The organism is Aeoliella fuhlenseeensis, from assembly GCF_052161615.1.
GTDB lineage: Bacteria > Planctomycetota > Planctomycetia > Pirellulales > Lacipirellulaceae > Aeoliella.
On the sequence record NZ_CP197417.1, the window covers coordinates 5623613 to 5640825 of the forward strand.

17 protein-coding genes are annotated in these 17213 nt (G+C 60.0%); 11 read left to right on the plus strand and 6 right to left on the minus strand.

Annotated features, from left to right (window positions below; translation table 11 throughout):
• Positions 1–223: 223 nt before the first annotated feature.
• Both SH292x_RS22130 and SH292x_RS22135 read right to left on the minus strand, forming a co-directional pair.
• The gene (locus SH292x_RS22130) at positions 224–2143 is read right to left on the minus strand and encodes an autotransporter-associated beta strand repeat-containing protein (RefSeq protein ID WP_442483201.1); all 1920 of its coding nucleotides are present in this window, start codon (positions 2141–2143) and stop codon (positions 224–226) included.
• 59 nt (positions 2144–2202) lie between these two features.
• Positions 2203–3264 carry a dihydrodipicolinate synthase family protein gene (locus tag SH292x_RS22135; RefSeq protein ID WP_442483202.1) on the minus strand — a complete coding sequence of 354 codons (1062 nt, stop codon included), beginning with the start codon at positions 3262–3264 and terminating at the stop codon, positions 2203–2205.
• Between the two features lie 315 nt (positions 3265–3579).
• On the opposite strand from SH292x_RS22135, the gene SH292x_RS22140 reads away from it, so the two are divergent.
• The 7 genes from SH292x_RS22140 (at position 3580) to SH292x_RS22170 (ending at position 7962) form a co-directional block, all read left to right on the plus strand.
• Complete coding sequence (locus SH292x_RS22140) at positions 3580–4293, plus strand: GntR family transcriptional regulator (RefSeq protein WP_442483203.1); 714 nt, start codon at positions 3580–3582, stop codon at positions 4291–4293.
• Between the two features lie 196 nt (positions 4294–4489).
• On the plus strand, positions 4490–4993 hold the full coding sequence (infC, locus tag SH292x_RS22145) for a translation initiation factor IF-3 (protein WP_442485880.1): 504 nt from the start codon (positions 4490–4492) through the stop codon (positions 4991–4993).
• An 85-nt stretch (positions 4994–5078) separates the two neighbouring features.
• Positions 5079–5594: an SsrA-binding protein SmpB gene (gene smpB, locus SH292x_RS22150; protein WP_442483204.1), complete on the plus strand. Its 516-nt coding sequence runs from the start codon at positions 5079–5081 to the stop codon at positions 5592–5594.
• 125 nt (positions 5595–5719) lie between these two features.
• Positions 5720–6658, plus strand: coding sequence for a cytochrome c (locus SH292x_RS22155; RefSeq protein ID WP_442483205.1), 939 nt, complete (start codon positions 5720–5722; stop codon positions 6656–6658).
• A gap of 63 nt (positions 6659–6721) precedes the next feature.
• Positions 6722–7141, plus strand: coding sequence for a hypothetical protein (locus SH292x_RS22160; RefSeq protein ID WP_442483206.1), 420 nt, complete (start codon positions 6722–6724; stop codon positions 7139–7141).
• Between the two features lie 138 nt (positions 7142–7279).
• Positions 7280–7810, plus strand: coding sequence for a hypothetical protein (locus tag SH292x_RS22165; protein ID WP_442483207.1), 531 nt, complete (start codon positions 7280–7282; stop codon positions 7808–7810).
• The gene (locus tag SH292x_RS22170; protein ID WP_442483208.1) at positions 7807–7962 is read left to right on the plus strand and encodes a cytochrome c; all 156 of its coding nucleotides are present in this window, start codon (positions 7807–7809) and stop codon (positions 7960–7962) included. Before SH292x_RS22165 ends, SH292x_RS22170 begins: the two co-directional genes overlap by 4 nt.
• Before the next feature lie 18 nt (positions 7963–7980).
• Here SH292x_RS22170 and SH292x_RS22175 read toward each other — a convergent pair whose 3' ends face one another.
• A complete protein-coding gene (locus SH292x_RS22175) occupies positions 7981–8985 on the minus strand; it encodes a DUF1559 family PulG-like putative transporter (RefSeq protein WP_442483209.1) in 1005 nt (334 codons plus the stop codon).
• 1116 nt (positions 8986–10101) lie between these two features.
• On the opposite strand from SH292x_RS22175, the gene SH292x_RS22180 reads away from it, so the two are divergent.
• The gene (locus SH292x_RS22180; protein WP_442483210.1) at positions 10102–10677 is read left to right on the plus strand and encodes an RNA polymerase sigma factor; all 576 of its coding nucleotides are present in this window, start codon (positions 10102–10104) and stop codon (positions 10675–10677) included.
• Between the two features lie 81 nt (positions 10678–10758).
• Here SH292x_RS22180 and SH292x_RS22185 read toward each other — a convergent pair whose 3' ends face one another.
• From SH292x_RS22185 to SH292x_RS22195, 3 genes are all read right to left on the minus strand, one after another.
• Positions 10759–11178, minus strand: a complete 420-nt coding sequence (locus tag SH292x_RS22185; RefSeq protein ID WP_442483211.1) for a DUF423 domain-containing protein — start codon at positions 11176–11178, stop codon at positions 10759–10761.
• 47 nt (positions 11179–11225) lie between these two features.
• A complete protein-coding gene (locus SH292x_RS22190) occupies positions 11226–12314 on the minus strand; it encodes a PEP-CTERM sorting domain-containing protein (protein ID WP_442483212.1) in 1089 nt (362 codons plus the stop codon).
• A 192-nt stretch (positions 12315–12506) separates the two neighbouring features.
• On the minus strand, positions 12507–13733 hold the full coding sequence (locus SH292x_RS22195) for a peptidylprolyl isomerase (protein WP_442483213.1): 1227 nt from the start codon (positions 13731–13733) through the stop codon (positions 12507–12509).
• 134 nt (positions 13734–13867) lie between these two features.
• On the opposite strand from SH292x_RS22195, the gene SH292x_RS22200 reads away from it, so the two are divergent.
• The 3 genes from SH292x_RS22200 (at position 13868) to mch (ending at position 16967) form a co-directional block, all read left to right on the plus strand.
• The gene (locus SH292x_RS22200; RefSeq protein WP_442483214.1) at positions 13868–14524 is read left to right on the plus strand and encodes an RsmD family RNA methyltransferase; all 657 of its coding nucleotides are present in this window, start codon (positions 13868–13870) and stop codon (positions 14522–14524) included.
• 287 nt (positions 14525–14811) lie between these two features.
• Entirely contained in the window at positions 14812–15657 is an 846-nt protein-coding gene (locus tag SH292x_RS22205) for an alpha/beta hydrolase (RefSeq protein ID WP_442483215.1), read from the plus strand.
• Positions 15658–16031: 374 nt separating this feature from the next.
• Complete coding sequence (gene mch, locus SH292x_RS22210; protein ID WP_442483216.1) at positions 16032–16967, plus strand: methenyltetrahydromethanopterin cyclohydrolase; 936 nt, start codon at positions 16032–16034, stop codon at positions 16965–16967.
• The last annotated feature ends 246 nt before the right edge of the window (positions 16968–17213 follow it).

Consider the following 17213-nt stretch of genomic DNA (forward strand, 5'->3'; position numbering starts at 1 on the left):
ACAAGGTGCGGTAGAAGGACTTAAGAACGTCAGACTGGAAAAGGAGAGTTCGGGTACCGCGGAGCCTCAACCTCTAGGCTAGTCACCAGGGCGAGTCGATCCACGTTCAAGCTATCAATTGGTGCCTGTTTAATCGTTGGTTTGGTTGGTCCCAGCGGCTGGGGCTGCTGGGACCAACCCGAAACAGTTTCCGAATTTTCAACAACCTCGGACGTCATGTCCGTTAGCAGGGGCCTCCGGCGACACGCCCACGACGCACGGTCGCCAGCCCTCCGATGCCCGCCAGTAGTGCCAGAGCGATGCTGCTCGGTTCAGGCACCACCAGCAACATGCCGGGGCCACTCAACAACGCCGATTCCCAATCGGCGCCAGAACCGATTGCGCCGTGGGTGCCGGCACGTTGCCACATGCCATCAATCGCAAATGCGTTCACGAGGTCGATTTCGCTAAAGCCAAGGGTCAGCTGGGCGCTGCTATCGAGCAGCACGCTAGCCGTGTCGGCCAAGTAAGCTTGCGACAGAATCAAGTTGCCTTGTTCGACGGCGGTATCGCCGGTGTAGGTGTTGAATTCAGTTAGCGTGACGCTACCCAGTCCCACCTTTGCCACGCCACCCACGCCCGAGAGCTCGCCGCTGAAAGTGACGGTGTTGCCCCCGGTGGTGGCCGAGGTTAACTGCACGGCGCGCCCGAGGCTGATGTCACCCATGTAGGACGAATTGGAATCTGTGTTTCCACCGATGGTAGCCGTACCGGTTCCATTCGATGTCAGATTGATGTCTCGCTTATTGAAGAACGCACCGCTAATAAGCAAGCCAATGTCGCTGGAGCCTGTGTTCGCATCGCCCATTTGAATGGGGGTGGTCCCAGACCCCAATGGACTTTGCAGCGTGGCCTGCATGGCGGACGAAGCTGCTGTCGCGGAATCAATGACCGCGGGGCTATTCGCTAGGGCCACTTTGAAGCTGTTGGCGTCCACCACGGTGTGAACCACGTAGTTCGCCGTGTTGATCATGCCACTAGGCGATCCACTAAAGAGCAGGCGATCGCCGACGTTCAAGCCGTGATCAGTGAGTGTGATGGTGTCTCCGTCTGGCATATCGACCAGCGTGGCCGAGATCGAAGAGTTGTGCACATTGGCTCCCGTCACCAACGTTCCGGCACTTACCGTCACCGTGCCGTTGAAGGCGTTGGCACCACTTAGGGTTAGGCTGCCGGTGCCCACTTTGGTGAAGTTGTTGTTACCGGCACCCGACGCCGCGCCTCGATGAATGATGGTGCCACTGTAGGTGGAATCCGTCCCCAGGTAGCCAACGTAGTAGTTGTAGCTATCGATCAAGCCGCCCGAAGACTGAGGGTTGATCCAGCCAGTGCCAGACAACTCGCCCATGTGCAGCTCGACATTGGTACCAGGAGATGCAAGCGCGCTATTGGCGTATCGGAAGAAGCGAGTGACGGAGTCCGCTGTATCGGGGCTGCCACTCGCCGAGGCAATGTTGAACTTGGCGTTTTGGCCGTTGATTAGGTTGGTGCTGAGCGAGAGGTTGGCACCACCAAGCGCACTATTGCCAGTCGTCGTACCAATCGTGCCGTTGAAGCCCGATAAGTCGCCCGTCAAAACATGCCCTCCGCCTGCACTGGCGTAGGACAACTCAGACGTTACGTCACCAGTAAGAGCCCCGGACAAGGTCAAAGTTCCGGAACCGGACGCCGCGTTAGTGGCGACTAGTTTTTCGCCGCTGGCAATTTCAATCGGCGCACTGATTTCGTCACCAACTGCGTTGCTGCGACTGGGCTTCGAAAGCGTCGCGTTGCCCGAAGGGTTGTCAAAGATAATCTTCTGACCGGGGTCGGCGGTGACGGTCATCTTGAACACGCCACTGGTCGAATTGTCGCCAATGGTCATGCCACCCAGCGTCACGGTCGAGCTGACGTTCGTCGTTTGGGCGGCAGTGATATTGGGCTGTTGCATCTGAGCGACATCGTTGGTGCCGGGTACCACGCCGCCATTCCAGTTAGTACCGGTATTGAAGTCGTGGGGCCCTGCCGTGGTGGGCAAGTAATTAATCGTGGCCGCCGGCAGCGGTATGGCGGACCATGCCGCAATCGCCGTAGCGACCGCCAAAGTAAGCAGTGAAGTTCTCACGAGCGTCCCTCCCAAGGTGAATAGAATTCTGAAAAGTATTGAACTCCGCTCTTCCCCAACTACACACGTACTGGTGCCACCTCCAAATGCCCCTCCCCGACGGCATGCGCCTGATCGATACGAAGCTGCCAGTCACGATCATGTGGCAGCTTCACGTGGTCGAGTAGCGACTCGACCGCTGACTCAAACTCCGGTGCGGGCGCGAAGCCGGGCACCACAGGCGATAGCTCTGCAAGCCAACCGCGGCGCGCGAGACCCAGCTTGATGGCATGCGCGAATGCCGAGATCGAATCGCCTACCCCCGGCACTTCGAACAACCGCCACAACCGCATGATCTGCTGGTCGAATTGTTCGGCGGATGCCCAATCGCCCCGACGAGCAGACGCAACGAGTTCGGCATGCCACTCGGGGGCAATTCCAGCCAGTGCCGCGAGCACTCCGTGACAGCCAGCCCTCAGGCTGAACAAACTCAAATGCTCGCTCCCTTGCAGCACCGCTAGATCCAATCCTCGGGTAGCTTCAATAACCGCCTTCGCCCGTTCGGTGGTCCCACTAGTATCTTTGATGGCGATAATGTTCGGATGGGCCGCGACAGCGACCAAAGTCTCGACATCGATGGTCGTACTCATCCGCGGATGATGGTAGAGCGCAAGGGGGATGGGCGAGACATCGGCGACGCGCAAGAAGTACTCGACGAGCTCTCGCTGGCCCAACTTCAGGAAGAAGGGCGCCATCACCACCGCCACATTGGCACCATCGGCCGCAGCGTTGTTGGCGTACAGAATGGTTTGCTTGGCACCGAGGCCAGTGACGCCCGCATAGAGATGAATGTCGTCCTGCACACCTCGCCTTGCCGCCGACACCAGCACCCGCCGGTCGCCTTCGTCCAGCAACACGGCCTCGCCGGTCGAGCTCACAACGAACAGCCCATCACAACCATGCGACGACATCTCGTGACAGAGACGCTCCATAGCATCAGCACCGACCACACCGGGTTCACGGCAAGGGGAAACGACAGCAGCCACAACTCGCGGGACGATAGCCAACAGCATCTCCTGAACAAGGCACCGGCCACACTCCGCCGGCGGTCGCGAACCAAGTGGAATTCCTTGGTATACCATCTTGAAGTAGAAAAAGGAGAAGCGACTTCGGCAGGAGTTCAACCCGGCGAATCGCCTTTGGCTACAGGTCGATCGACCAGAGAAGTAAGGTTCTCTGCATTCGAACAGACCGGCAGATGTATTGCATGGTATACCGTGTTATAATCGCTGTCAACAACCTGATCGTTTTATTTGCAACGACGGACGCAGAACTCAGGCTCGACGGTTAAAAATCGGTAGCGCCTCGCGACTTAAATGATTGGCGACGCTAGCTACCATCTCGTATGATTACAGTGGAATACACCTCGCCAAGGCGGAGCGGAGCACTCATAAGTCGTGAACATACCTAAACTTACGCCCCAGAACGCCAGCGATACCGATAGCCTGTACGACCGAGTGGTGCAGCACGTCTTCTTTTCCGGCACGCTGGCCCCTGGCGATAAGGTGGTCGAGCGGCGCCTGGCCGAGGACCTGGGCGTGAGCCGCATTCCGATTCGTGAAGCTCTTCGCCAGTTGGCTGGCCAAGGCCTTCTCGTAATGGATCAGAATGGCCAGGGGGCCCGTCTGCGCAACTACACGGCCGAAGACATCCGCCAGCTGTACGAGCTCCGCGAACTCCTGGAAGGAGGTGCCGCCCGGACGGCCGCGAAGGCCGCAACGGATACCGATATCGCCCGGATGGAGATGATTTGCGATCAGACGCAGAAGGAGCTGAAGAACGCCTCGGCTCAGCTTTGGGCCGACCTCGACCACGCGTTTCATGCGGCAATTGCCGAAGCAAGCCACAACGAACGGATTGCCAGGGCGCTCAAACAGCTGCTCACCGAGTGCCACTCGGTATTTTACACCTCGCAGAATTCTCGGCCGCCAGCCGATACCGACTTAAAGGCCCAGCGGCAGGCGGTTCTCGCCGACCATCAGGAGCTGTTGCGGCTCATCCGCTCGCGTGACGCGGCGGGGGCGGAAGGTAAAGCCCGGGACGACATGCGGCTTAGCAGCGATCGCTACGTCAAGGCGATGATCGCGCGGGATATCAGCGGCGCGAAGTAACCTAGCCCGCCGATTGGGGGCAGGGGCCCGCCCGGGCTAGCGGCCGGTGGGAGGGGGCAGCGGGCGATTTGGCCTCGTTTTGCCAGCATTTTGGGCATGCTCGGTTGACTTACCTGGCAGTTATAACCAATACTTTCGTGTCAGTCCGGGCTGCCCCTGCGCCCGTCGTCACCCATGTCCCCGAGGAGATGCAGCAATCGAACGCAAGCAGCAACGGATCAACGAGCAGATCCGCATCACCCCTATTCGTGTGATATCCGAGGAAGGAGAGCAACTGGGAATCATTCCCACCGACGAAGCGCTGGAACGCGCGAAGAGCGTCGGGCTCGATCTGGTTGAGGTTGCTTCGACCGAGAAGCCGCCGGTTTGCCGTATCATGGATTACGGCAAGTTCAAGTACCAGCAAAAGAAGCGGCAGCACAAAGGCCACACGCACCACAGCAAAAACAAAGAAATCCGCCTGCGTCCGAAGATTGGCGATGCCGACTTCATGACCAAGGTGAACCGGGCGAAGAAGTTCCTGGGTCAAAAAGACAAAGTGATCTTCAGCGTGATCTTCCGCGGCCGCGAGAACGCGCACGTGGACGAAGGCTTCAAGCTCATCGAAAAGCTGACCGCCGAACTGGAACCCGTGAGCAAGCTCGAACAGCGCCCGACCATGCACGGCCGCCGCATCGTGGCGATCTACGCTCCGAAGTAACCCCCTCGTTGCGAAGCACTGCTCCAGCGAAATTCGTCTCCGGCTAAGCCGCAAGCGGCGGCACCTTTGCGTCTACAATAGAATCATGGCTAAGAACAAAGGTGCCGCGAAACCCGCTTCCAAAGGGAAGGGGGACGACGCCGACAAAAACGAAAAGCTCATCGCCCAGAATCGCAAGGCGCGGCACGAGTACGAAGTGCTCGAGACGCTCGAGTGCGGCATCGTGCTCTATGGCAGCGAAGTGAAGAGCCTGCGCACCGGCCGGATGAGCCTCGACGAGGCGTACGGCCGCATGGACAAGGGCGAGGTGTGGCTCGTCGGCGTCGACATCCAAGAGTACACGTTCGCCAACGTGCAGAACCACGACCCGCGCCGGCGTCGCAAGCTGCTGATGCACCGCCGCGAGATCAAGAAGTTCGCGTCGCAGGCGTACGAAAAGAAGCTAACGCTGGTGCCACTAAAGATGTACTTCAAGCGTGGCCACGCGAAGATCTTGCTGGGTCTCTGCCGCGGCAAGCGGCAATTCGATAAGCGCGAAGACATGAAGAAGCGTGACGTCAAACGCGATCTCGACCGCGCGATGCGGGCGCGGAACTCGTAGCTGATCTCCGCATTTTGTCCGACGAGGCGTAGCTCGTCGGCTATTGGAATCCTGGTTCTCGGGTCCCGCGGCAGACCTTTGCTACAATGCAGAGAGCTTTACTGTCGAGCAGGAGTCCGAGAGCCATGAAACGAAGATCACTTATCTTTCTGTTAGTCGCAGGATCGGCCGCTCTACTGCGAGCCGAACAGACGACCCAGCCCCGCGCCAAACCGCCGGCGGAGTGGCCACGGGATGTTCGCGAGGTGTTCTTCGACGACGCCAGAGAGCAGCTTGTCGGCGCCCGTCCGAACTATGGCGAGATCGCTCGCACGCCGGTGGCAACCGCCGCGGGTGGTTCAAACACAGCCCCGGACGCCGGTGATTCGTCTTACGCCTGGAGCAGCTTGGCGGGCGCCGACGTGATCGAGACCGAGATCAAGCGGCAGCTCCCCGCGCTGCAGCCACTCGTGGCCACGCCCGCGGCTTTCAAAGGAGGCGGGTACCAGGAGTGCCGCGACCGGTTCATCTGGCTCGCAACACTCTTTAGCGTCGCCGGCGACTATGACGACGATGTCCGCTGGAAAGACACGGCCGAAGGGCTGGGGCAACTATTCGCTCGCGCGGGGGCGAACTGCAAGGTTGGCACCGATCAATCGTTCCGCGAAGCCCAGATGCGGGTGGAGGACCTCGCCGAACTCGTGCAAGGTGGCCGCCCCGATGTCCCCACCGCCAAGCCCGATGTCGGCTGGGACCAACTCACCGACCGCACGCCGCTGATGAAGCGGATGGAGACGAGCCTCGGCGAGGGCATTTCGCCCAAGGCGTCCGACAAGCGTTCGCTGTCGGCGAACTCCGAAGACATCTATCACGAAGCCCAGCTGATGGCCCTGATGGCCGAGGTGATCCTGCAACCCGGCATCGACTACGCCGACGAGGAAACCTACCGCCAGCACGGCACCCAACTCCGCGACGCGTCGGTCGCGCTGACCCAAGCCGTGGACCTCGAGAACTTCGACGCCGCCCGCGCGGCGATTGGAAACATGCAGAAGGCTTGTAGTAATTGTCACGACGAGTGGCGGTAGTCTCCGGCGAGGGCATCAACGTGCGTGCGTTACAGCGGCCAATATACAGACAAGTCGACGCGTATGACCCCAACTTATCGCCCCATCATCATTGCGATGTCGATGACGCTGGCTTGCTTCGCGGGTTGTTCCCGTTCCTCTTCGAGCCACGTCTCACAGGCTCCGCTGGTCGGCTCATGGCAGATCGACGACCCGCGGTTGGTCGATGCAGATATTAGGATCATCTGGACTTTTGATGGTTCGTCGATTGCCGTTTCCGATGGAGCCGGCGAGATTTTCAGCCAAAGTTCTTACACGATCGACGAAGCCGTAGTACCTCATCACATCACGATGCAGATCAGCGACATCGCGAACGAAACCCGACCTGGCATTTATGCAGTCGCAAGAGATAAGTTAGAGTTGTCGTTCAGTGTCGATGGGAGCCCTCGCCCCAAGAGTTTTGAGGATGGAGAATCGATGGTGCTGAAGAGGGTGTCACCGTGATGATTGCGGGCTAACCAGCGAGTGCAGTTGACCTGCCACACCCGTGAATAGAATGTTGCTGTCACTTGAACGCCCGCTGCCACGGGCGGCCGGCAACTGAGCCGAATTAAGTTATGTGCCAAGAATAAGGACCGCCTAATGGGGCTCTTCGATTTCCTGAAACGAAAGCCAGGTCCACAAGCGGAAGACGACGGTACGTCACCGGACTACGCGTTCGCACACTATGCATTGCGTCATATAGCACTTTCCGACCCGCTGCAGTTCCTTGCCATAGCCGCATCACCGGATGCGGAACAGTTCATGGATGCCGTGCTTCAAGACGTTGCTGAACAGTGCGGCCGAAAGACATCGTTCGACGCGGCATCAATCAAAATACACCCAACCCGTGTAAATGCGTTTCCTTGTGCCGTAGTGGAACTGCCGGAGCCACAAGAAATGGCTGAAGCGTTCATGGTTGCGGTTGTCGTTCCGATTGACACTTCAACCGAACAGCTACCAGAACCGGGCACAGTTGTCGGCCGTTACTTTACGCTCGAGAAGGGGTTTTCCTTGTCCGATGAGCCTCGGACCGTTTTGGCCGAATGGGACACCGAGGCGCATTCAAACTACGGTGATGGTCCCGCTCCGAATGTCGACGCATTTATCACCGCGCTCAGCGAGCACGTGTGACATGGCAGACCTACCGCCAGCACGGCACCCAACTCCGCGACGCGTCGGTCGCGCTGACCCAAGCCGTGGACCTCGAGAACTTCGACGCCGCCCGCGCGGCGATCGGGAACATGCAGAAGGCGTGTAGTAACTGCCACGACAAGTGGCGGTGAGCGGCGTCATTCCGCCCGCTAGTAATCCGTGTCATCAATAATCAACTGCGGATGGGGGGAGTCGGACTTGCGGTCGTTGGGGGTCATGAGCGCCCGGAATACTTTGTAGTCGATATTCTCTCGCAGGAAATCGGCGCGTCCGCTAGCGAATACGACGTTCACGCCGCCGGGATGATTACTGGAAGGGCGGGCGTTGCCTTCTTCCATCACTTGGTAGGCCAGCGTCGCGCTGCTGCTGGAACGCAGCGGCGTAGCATCCCTAGGCATGCAGGTCTCGTTTACGGGACACTTTGCTCGATCGCCGTTGATGATTCGGTCGGTCCCGTCGCTCGGAAACCAACGAAAGACCGGACTCCATAAATGATCTTTTTGCTCGCCAACGAACTTGGTGTCGATCAGATCGTCGGGCGCGTAGTTCGCCCGGAAACCGCCCCAACCGGCGTAGTCGAAACGCGTGGCGTCCAAGTTCTCAGACAGGCTAAGCGTGTTGTCGCGACCATCCAGCCAATGGCCTTCCAGCATCGCTACCTTGGGATTGAGCGCCATGTTCAAGAACGGGCCGTTGGTAGGCGACTGAAATCCAATGGTTCCCGCCATGCCCGCGTTGCAGACCATGCTGGTGGAAGCTTCGCTTTGCTGCTTCACGTCTTCGCTGGGGCAAAAGAACACGCCCACGAACGCATCAGGGCGATCGCCCTTCGTATAAGCGTCGTACACTTGGGGCTGCTCCAAGTCTTCGAGCAACACCACGGACCACGTGCGGAAGAACTCGCCATTCATACTGCCCATTCGCTTGGTGTCGAGTGGCTCGATCGCCCCGGGCCAGCGTCGCATCCTAGTTTCGAAGTTGAGTGTCGCCAGCCCAAGCTGCCGCATGTTGTTGAGACACTGCGTCTTGCGACTCGATTCGCGTGCCGCGGAAACGGCAGGCAACAGGAGCGCGACGAGCACCCCGATGATCGCAATCACCACCAGCAATTCGACCAAGGTGAAACCACGACTCCGTGGGTTAGCTTGAGACATCGTTTCGCATCCTTCCTGGCAACCACTGACAGCCAACTGTGAAACGCATGGGAAGCGTTGAGGCACTCGGCTATACGCTCGGATCGCGCTCGTTATTGCACTCAAGGAATCGAATGAGTCCGGATCCACAAAATGCCAGTCCGTTGGTGTTCGCACCCCGCATGAAAATGGCAGCCGCACGACCAGAGACTGGGGGCACCCGAGTGGAAGATGGTGACTTGGCGCGACCTAGCGGATCCTCGAAGCCCGTGGGTTACTGGATATACCCCACCATGGTGAGTCGCTGACTCGCTGACGGCGGGGGCTGTCGGATGCTAGCATGGCCAGAAATTTCCCAAAAAATTCCCCCGACCCCAGCGAACCTCCCGGCCCGGCGAAATGTCCAAGTACCCGTAGACCGCGATTTCTGCCCCAGCGGGGGCTGATTTTGCCGATACTTAGCTGGCGGGATGGGGTTTGAGAACCCGGGCTTTGGTCCGAAAACTCTTGACCCAACCCCCAGCTCGTGGGATGTTTGAGGTGCGGATGGTGTGTTCGGTTAGCAGCCGACGGCCTCCCCCCACCTGGGTCCAGACCCTATCTGGCTCCCCGTTTTGTTCCTTTTTGTTCTCTAGCAGCGTGCAAAGCGCAGCGAGGGTTTGATGTTCACGATTTTCGCCGACAACACGATGATTCTTGGTTCGATCGCAGCCGATCGCCAGAACGCCGCCGTGGCCACGTCGACGATTATGCGTGGGCTCGAACGCCTGGCAGCGCGTCTAATGCGCGCCGTAGTACCGGTACGGGTAGTAGCGCATGCCTATTGCGCATCTACCCCCGCCTCCAGTTGTCCGCGCATGAATTCTAAGCGCTGGCAACTAGGCCTCAGTGGCAAATCGTCACTAGGCCAAGGCCAACCGGTGGGCTCCGGCATATTCGCCGGCTGATCGCCTGAGGGGTCACTCGACAAGACCTCGAAGCGGTAAATCAGAACCAAGCCCAATCGAGCCGGCCAAGCGCCCCCTCTCGACCGTGCGATGCATTGTTTGCACGCCAAGTCGATTCGGTGCTTCCGGCGATTGCTCCACATGCTACTGCCCCGCCACGAGGTCGGGCAGATTCCTAAGGAAGAGAACGATGACCGCGACCGAATTGTTGAACTACACCGAAGCGACCTTGCACGAGTTGGTTACTGCCGCCTTGGAAGGCGACCGGACCGCTCAGGGCGAGCTGGTTGAGCGTTACCAGGGAATGGTGATGAGCATCGCGCTGAAGCGTCTGGGCAACTACGCCGAGGCGCAGGAACTCAGCCAGGAAGTGTTCGTCAAGGCGATCGATCGACTGCACCAGCTTGAAGAACCCGCCGCGTTCGGTGGTTGGCTCCGCGCGATCACCGTTCGTATGGCGATCAACCGGCAAGTGCGTCGACCTCCGACCGTCTCGGCCGAGCCGCAGACCTTGGCGGCTACGTACGCCGATGGTTTGTCGCCGCTCGACGAAGCGGTGCGGGTGGAGCAGATGGCGCAGGTGCGTAGCGGTCTAGCGCGACTGGGTGCGATGGACCGCGATACCCTCGTGGCGTTCTACCTGCGTGGCGAGTCGCTCATCGAGATGAGCGAAGCGACCGGCGCGCCGGTGGGTACCATCAAGCGACGTCTGCACGTCGCCCGTAAGCGACTGGCCGCGGAACTCGAAACACTGCAAGCGGTTTGAGCGCAGGCGGGAGAGTCAACTGCTGTAACGAGCCCCGGCCCCGAGCATGTTTGCTCGGGGCCGGGGTTTTTTCGTGCGCAGCTACTTGGATCCGCCTCGCGCCGCGAAGGCCAGCGAAACCCAGCCGGCGATCATGAGCGTGCCGCCGATGGGGGCCATCATGCCGAAGGTGCTGCGAAGGTTGGGCGGCACCAGGGCCACGGCGTAGACCGCGCCGCAGAACACCAGCATGCCCGCCAGCATCGTCCAGCCGGCAATAGTGGTCGCGCGGCCGGGGACTCGATCGGCCACCAGTGCCACGCCTAGGAGGAATAGCGCTCCGTACAAGTGGTAGCGGGCGGCGGTCTCGAACTCTTCGAGTCTGGAAGCAACGGTGGCCGCGTCGTACCCCTGGTCTTCAAGGAAACTCGGCACGCCATGCGCCCCAAAGGCTCCCAGTACGACGCCCAGGGCACCGGCAACGCAAGCGACGACCAACCAGAATTTCGCGGAAGTATTCATCCCGGCGAGTCTAGCCGAAACCCGGTCGATTGGCGACTCGCCCCGTGTTACTTCGCGAGGCGTCGGCGGGCAACCATTGCCACGCAGCCCACGGCCAGCAGCATCCAAGTCGAGGGCTCGGGAACGGTGTTGGACACCGCGAGCAGGTCGCCGATGTTGAGGCTGAGATTGTTGTCTTGCAATGCCGAGCGGAGCAGGAAGGCATCGTGCAGGTCGGTGAGGCCATCGAAATTCAGGTCGCCCTTCTGGATGGCCAGCCGACCCGGAGTGTTGTTCGTCGATCGCCAGCCGTTGACGAACGCCGTGATGTCGGCCGAGTTCACTTGGCCATCCTGCGTCAGGTCGCCGGCGATGCCGTTCCAGGGGATGAAGTTCACTTCGACATCGGCCACCGAAGTGCGAAGGCTGCCGTTGACCGTAATCGTCGCGGTGCCTTGGCCATCCAGGTCGATTGGCTCGGAAGTAAACTGCACCGGCACATTGAGTACCAGTGAGTACTTGGTTGTGTTGGTGCTCGTGTCGCTCGCCCCCTGATTGACCGTAAGCGTCCCCGGCGTGGCAGAGGTGCTTGTGCCGGCAATCTGGTTGTCGGGATTGGATAAGTCCAGGTCAATGATCGTATCGCTGCCAATGAACGGGCTGACGACTACGTGAATATTTCCCTGGTTGATCGTCACGCGTGCGTCACTCGCGGGGAACGATCCAGGAGACCCAGGCACAGCTGGTGACGTAAGGGTGCTTGGAGGGTTCAGTGTCGATGGGACACCCTTTAGCCCCGTACCCGTCGCGTCGATATTGACCAGAAACCCGCCCAGTGTGAAATCGAGCGCCAGGTTATTGTTGACCTGAATCAAGCCACCGGTGAACTGATAGTCCTTGATCGTTAGATTGCCAGTCGAGGCGTCGGCAAAGAACCGAACATTCGCGGTGCCCCCGAGTGGCGAGCTCGCCGAGTCGGAGTCCGACCCGACATCAGAACTGATCTGAACGTTGAAATTCAACGACGAAGGCGAAACCACGTTCATCACGGTGTCGAATGTGAATGGCGTGATCGGCGCTGCGGTCACGGCACCTGCCAGCACCAGCAGGCTCGCCGCCGCTACAAGAATCCCACGATACCCACCTGCCAAGATCATCGGTTCTGCCCCTCGGAGTCGATTGCCCACGCGATAAGGTTTGGCGCAATGCCAAAACCCAGTATGCCTGCGAGCGGCATACCGCACAACGCAAAGGCGTCGTTTTCGGGGCTTTATCGCTCCGAAAACACGCAAGGGGACTCGGCATTTCCGACAGCTGAGGGAGACAGCGGGACTGAGTTCGGCCCGCTATCAACGCTCGGGCAGCTTGTTCTTCGAGATGTCGTACGCGTGGCCACGATCGCGAATGACCTCGGCCTTGACGATCTTGTCGGGCTTGGGGAACGGGCCTTGTGCCGACGGATCGATGCGCTGAAGCTTGCCCAGCACTTCGATGCCTTCCACCACGCGGCCAAACGCTGTGTGACGGCCGTTGAGTTGTGTCGTCGGAACGAAGCAGAGAAAGAACTGCGAGCCACCGGTATCTCGCCCGGCGTGGGCCATGCTCAGCGTGCCGCGGAAATGCTTACGAGCATCGGGCTCGTAGCATTCGCAGGGGATGTTATGACCGGGTCCGCCTGAGCCAGTACCCGTGGGGTCGCCACCCTGCGCCATGAAGTGAGGCAGCACGCGGTGGAACACCACGCCATCGTAGAAACCCTTCTTCACCAGCGAAATCATGTTGGCCGTCGCGATGGGGGCTTGGTCTTCGAACAGCTCGATAACGATGTCGCCCTTGCTGGTGGAGAACTTCACACGAGGCAAGTTGTCGGCAGTCGCTTCTTCCGCGCGAATCTTTTGCTCGGCATCCCATTCGGCCCGCATCTTGTCGAGGTTCTGCAGCCACTGCTGCGCGGAGAAGTAGAACATCGCCTCGGTCTCGGCTTCGGGCTGCTCGCGGAACACGCCGGCCGTCTGGGCACCCTTGAGGTACTTCTCTGCCGCATCGAAATCACCCACGCACACTGCCGCGTAGCCGGCCCATGCCAGCAGCTTCCGCTCGGGGTGGCCCCCTTCGATTAGCGCGGTGAGGATCGGCATTGCCTGCTCGTACTGATCGCCGCCGAAGTGCTCGCCACCGGTCGCCTTTGGGGGAGCTTCGCCCACCACAAAGTGCTTGGCCATCCCCACGAGTAGATCGGAGACCTGCTGGTTCTCGTTCGGCGCTGCCTTGTAGAGTTCTAGGGCTGCGGTAGTCCACGCAGCCATCTTCTCGCGAGCTTGGTCCACCAGCGCGGGTAGCTGGGCGTTGATCGTCTTGCGGGACTCGGCGTCGGCCGACTGGTACTGGCCACGCAGCGTCTCGATCTCCTTGAACACCGCCTTGTACTCGGCCTCAGCCGTGTCGTAGGCGGCCTGGGCGGCGGCGGCATTGCCACCCGCTGCGGCGGGCAGGTCAGCCGGGGCGTCCTGGGCGCGGACGAAAGAGGCCGGCAGGGCGGTAAGCAGCAGCAACAAATAGGCAAACGAGCGGCGCATGTTGGTTCCCTCCAAAGGCGGGGCGGGTTAGGCTAGGGGGTGCGCGATCGTGTGCCGACGCGCCTGTCCAGCGACAAAACTCCCTGCAAGATACCACATTCGCCCGCCGCCACCCAACCTCCCTACCACGCCGAATGAGCCGACCGAAGCCCCAACGAGACATTGCTAGCGAAGGAACCGAGACCGAACTTCGCATCGTCGGCGGCCGTTTTCGCGGGCGGAAGCTGCTGTACCACGGCGATCCGGTCACTCGGCCGATGAAGCACCGCGTCCGCGAGGCGATATTCAATCTGGTGACTTCCGACGTCGCGGGCCGCCACGCCCTCGACCTGTTTGCCGGCACCGGCGCGCTGGGGCTGGAAGCTTTGAGCCGCGGGGCCGCGTTCACCACGTTCATCGAGCGCCACATTCCAACTGCCAAGGTGGTCCGCGAGAACATCGCCCGCCTGGAAGTCGAAGACCAGTGCGAGCTGAAGGAAGCGAGCGCCTTCGTGTGGGTAAAACGCGACCTGCCAAAGCTCGCGAAGGACACCCCTTGGCTGGTGTTCGTAAGCCCGCCGTACGCATTCTTCGTCGATCGCGAGCAGGAGATGGTCGACCTCATCACATCGGTGATGGAACACGCCCCCCTAGAAAGCGCCGTGGTGGTGGAGTCGGACGATCGCTTTGACTTTAACCTGCTACCCGGCACCATCAAACAAGACCGTTACAGCGAGGGCTGGGACATCCGGCCTTACCTCCCCGCGATGGTCGGCGTGTGGCGAAAGCGCGAGGAAGAAGCCCCCGCGTAGCCGTAGCCGGATTCGCCAGAATTCAGGGCGACCTTATTAGCCACGGATGAACACCGATGAAACACGGATGGTGGAAGTGACATTCGCTACCTAGTCGCGGCGAAATAGCAAGCAGAGTGGTACCTGCTTCGCGACTTTACTACCGCGTGTATTCCCATCCGTGTTGGATCGGTGTTCATCCGTGGCCAGCTATTCCTTCGACGCTTATTCACGTTTCCCAAAAGGCGAACGAAATGCTAACTCGTAAACTTCTGTGCGTTGCCACCCTATTTTTCTCCACTAGCGCCATGGCCCAAGACCCAATCCTGCTTTGGCCCGACGATCATCCGGCGAACACCTCGTCGGATAAGGGTGCTGAAGAGGTCGCTTCGAATCGCCTGGTCATTCACGACCACCCCGGCATCGTTCCTTATCTGGTCGACGATTCCCCCACGCGTGCGGCAGTGCTCATCGTTCCAGGCGGTGGTTACGGCGTGCTGGCGATTGATCACGAAGGGACCGAGGTCGCCAAGTGGCTTAACGAGCGTGGCATCAACGCCCTTATCCTGCGTTACCGCTGCGGCGGTGGTAAGAATGGCCATCCCGCGCCCCTCGACGACGCACGCCGCGGCATGAAGTTGATTCGAGCGAACGCAGAAAAGTGGCACGTCGACCCAAGCCGCGTCGGAGTGATCGGATTCTCAGCCGGTGGGCACTTGGCTTCGAGCCTGTCGACCATGTGGGACGAAGGCGACGCGTCTTCGAGTGACCCCATCGAGCGGCTATCGAGTCGGCCCGACTTCTCGGTGCTGGTGTACCCTGTGATTTCGATGGAAGACGGGGTCACGCATGGCGGTTCGCGACGAAACCTCCTGGGCGAGTCGCCCGACGCCTCGCTCGTCGAGAAGATGAGCACCTACAAGCAAGTGAACGATCGCACGCCGCCGACGTTCCTCGCCCACGCCACCGACGACACCGGCGTGATTCCCGAGAACGCCATTCGCTACTACAAAGCTCTCGTTGCGGCGAAGGTCCCCGCCGAGGCCCACTTCTACGAACACGGCGGCCACGGCTTCGGCATGAACACGCTTAAGACGAAAGCCAACCGCTGGCTCGACGACCTCGAAGCGTGGCTCAAACCTCGCCTCAAGTAGCCGGCTTCGCCAGAATTGGGGCCTATTGTAAACGGGTTTGAACAGAAGGGAATGAAGAGAACGAAGGAAGAGGTTGGGCCCGCGAATCTTCGCAGATGTTCGCGAATAAGCAAGGCAATTGAACAGGTGGAAACAGAGAGAACAGAGGCGAATTGCTTTTCCTTGCCTTCTCTTCGTGTCCTTCGTTCCCTTCTGTTCTATACCGGCCTTTGCCTCCGTTTCGTCCTCCGTTTTCTCTGTTTCCTCCTGTTCCCCATCCCTGCCCTTTCGCACGTGCTGCCCCTTCCTCGTCGACTTGCCGTAAAGTAGCGTTAGGGCTTGGTGGCAGGCAACGTTTCGTCATCGTTTTGAGGAGAATAGTCATTAGCGCCTCGATGAACCTCAATCGCCGCGCGCTAGCGTTCTGCGAGTCCTTGGTCGATCAAGCGGCTGAGCTGCGCGTCGGCATTTCTCGCGCTGGTGGCTCGCGAATTATCGACCTCGGCATCGAAGCTCGTGGCGGGCTCGAAGCAGGGCGGCGAATGGCGGAGATCGCGCTCGCTGGCTATGGCGAGGTATCGTTCGTGCCACACACGCTGACGGGTGGGCCGGGCGTGATGGTTCGCACCGACGCGCCGCTCGAAGCCTGCATGGCATCGCAGTATGCGGGTTGGGAAGTGAAAGGGACCAAGTACTTTGCCATGGGCTCCGGTCCCATGCGAGCCGTGGCGGCACGCGAAGAACTGTTCGAACACCTTGGCTACCGCGAGGTGGCGGGCCACGTCGTCGGGCTGCTAGAAACCGACAAGCTGCCTCCCGCCGAGGTGTGCCACGACATCGCCCAGAAGTGCGGCGTCGCGGACCAAGGCGTCACGCTGCTCGTCGCCCCCACCCACAGCCAAGCCGGTACGGTGCAAGTCGTGGCGAGGAGTGTTGAGACCGCGATGCACAAGCTGCACGAACTTGGCTTCGATCTCTCGCGCGTCGAAAGTGGCTGGGGCATCGCTCCACTGCCTCCGGTGGCCGCCGACACGCTCGCGGGCATCGGCCGCACGAACGACGCCATTCTCTACGGCGGGCACGTCGTGCTCTACGTTCGCGGCGATCAAGCATCGATTGACGCGGTGGGTCCGAAAACCCCGTCGAGCGCCTCGAGCGATCATGGCCGGCCGTTTAAGGAGATCTTCGCCGCCTACGATCACGACTTCTACAAGATCGACAAGCAGTTGTTCAGCCCCGCCGTGGTCGAACTCGTCAACCTCGACACCGGCATTACCCGCCGCTACGGCGAATTCGCCCGCTACGTGCTAGAGAGTTCGTTCGCAGGATAGATTGGTAGCCGGATTCACCAGAATTCGGACAAGTCTTTGCCCGCGAATCACGCGGATGTTCGCGACTAGAACAAGAGATATGAACGGAAGGAAACGAAGAGAACGAAGGAAGAAGGAAAGAGAAAGTAAATCGCTGACTGGACTTCCTACCTTGTTCTATTCTTCGTTTCCTTTGTTTCCTTCTGTTAATAACTCTTCAATACTCCTCGACAGCTAGGCCCTCGATTCCCTCCCCATTCCCTCCAT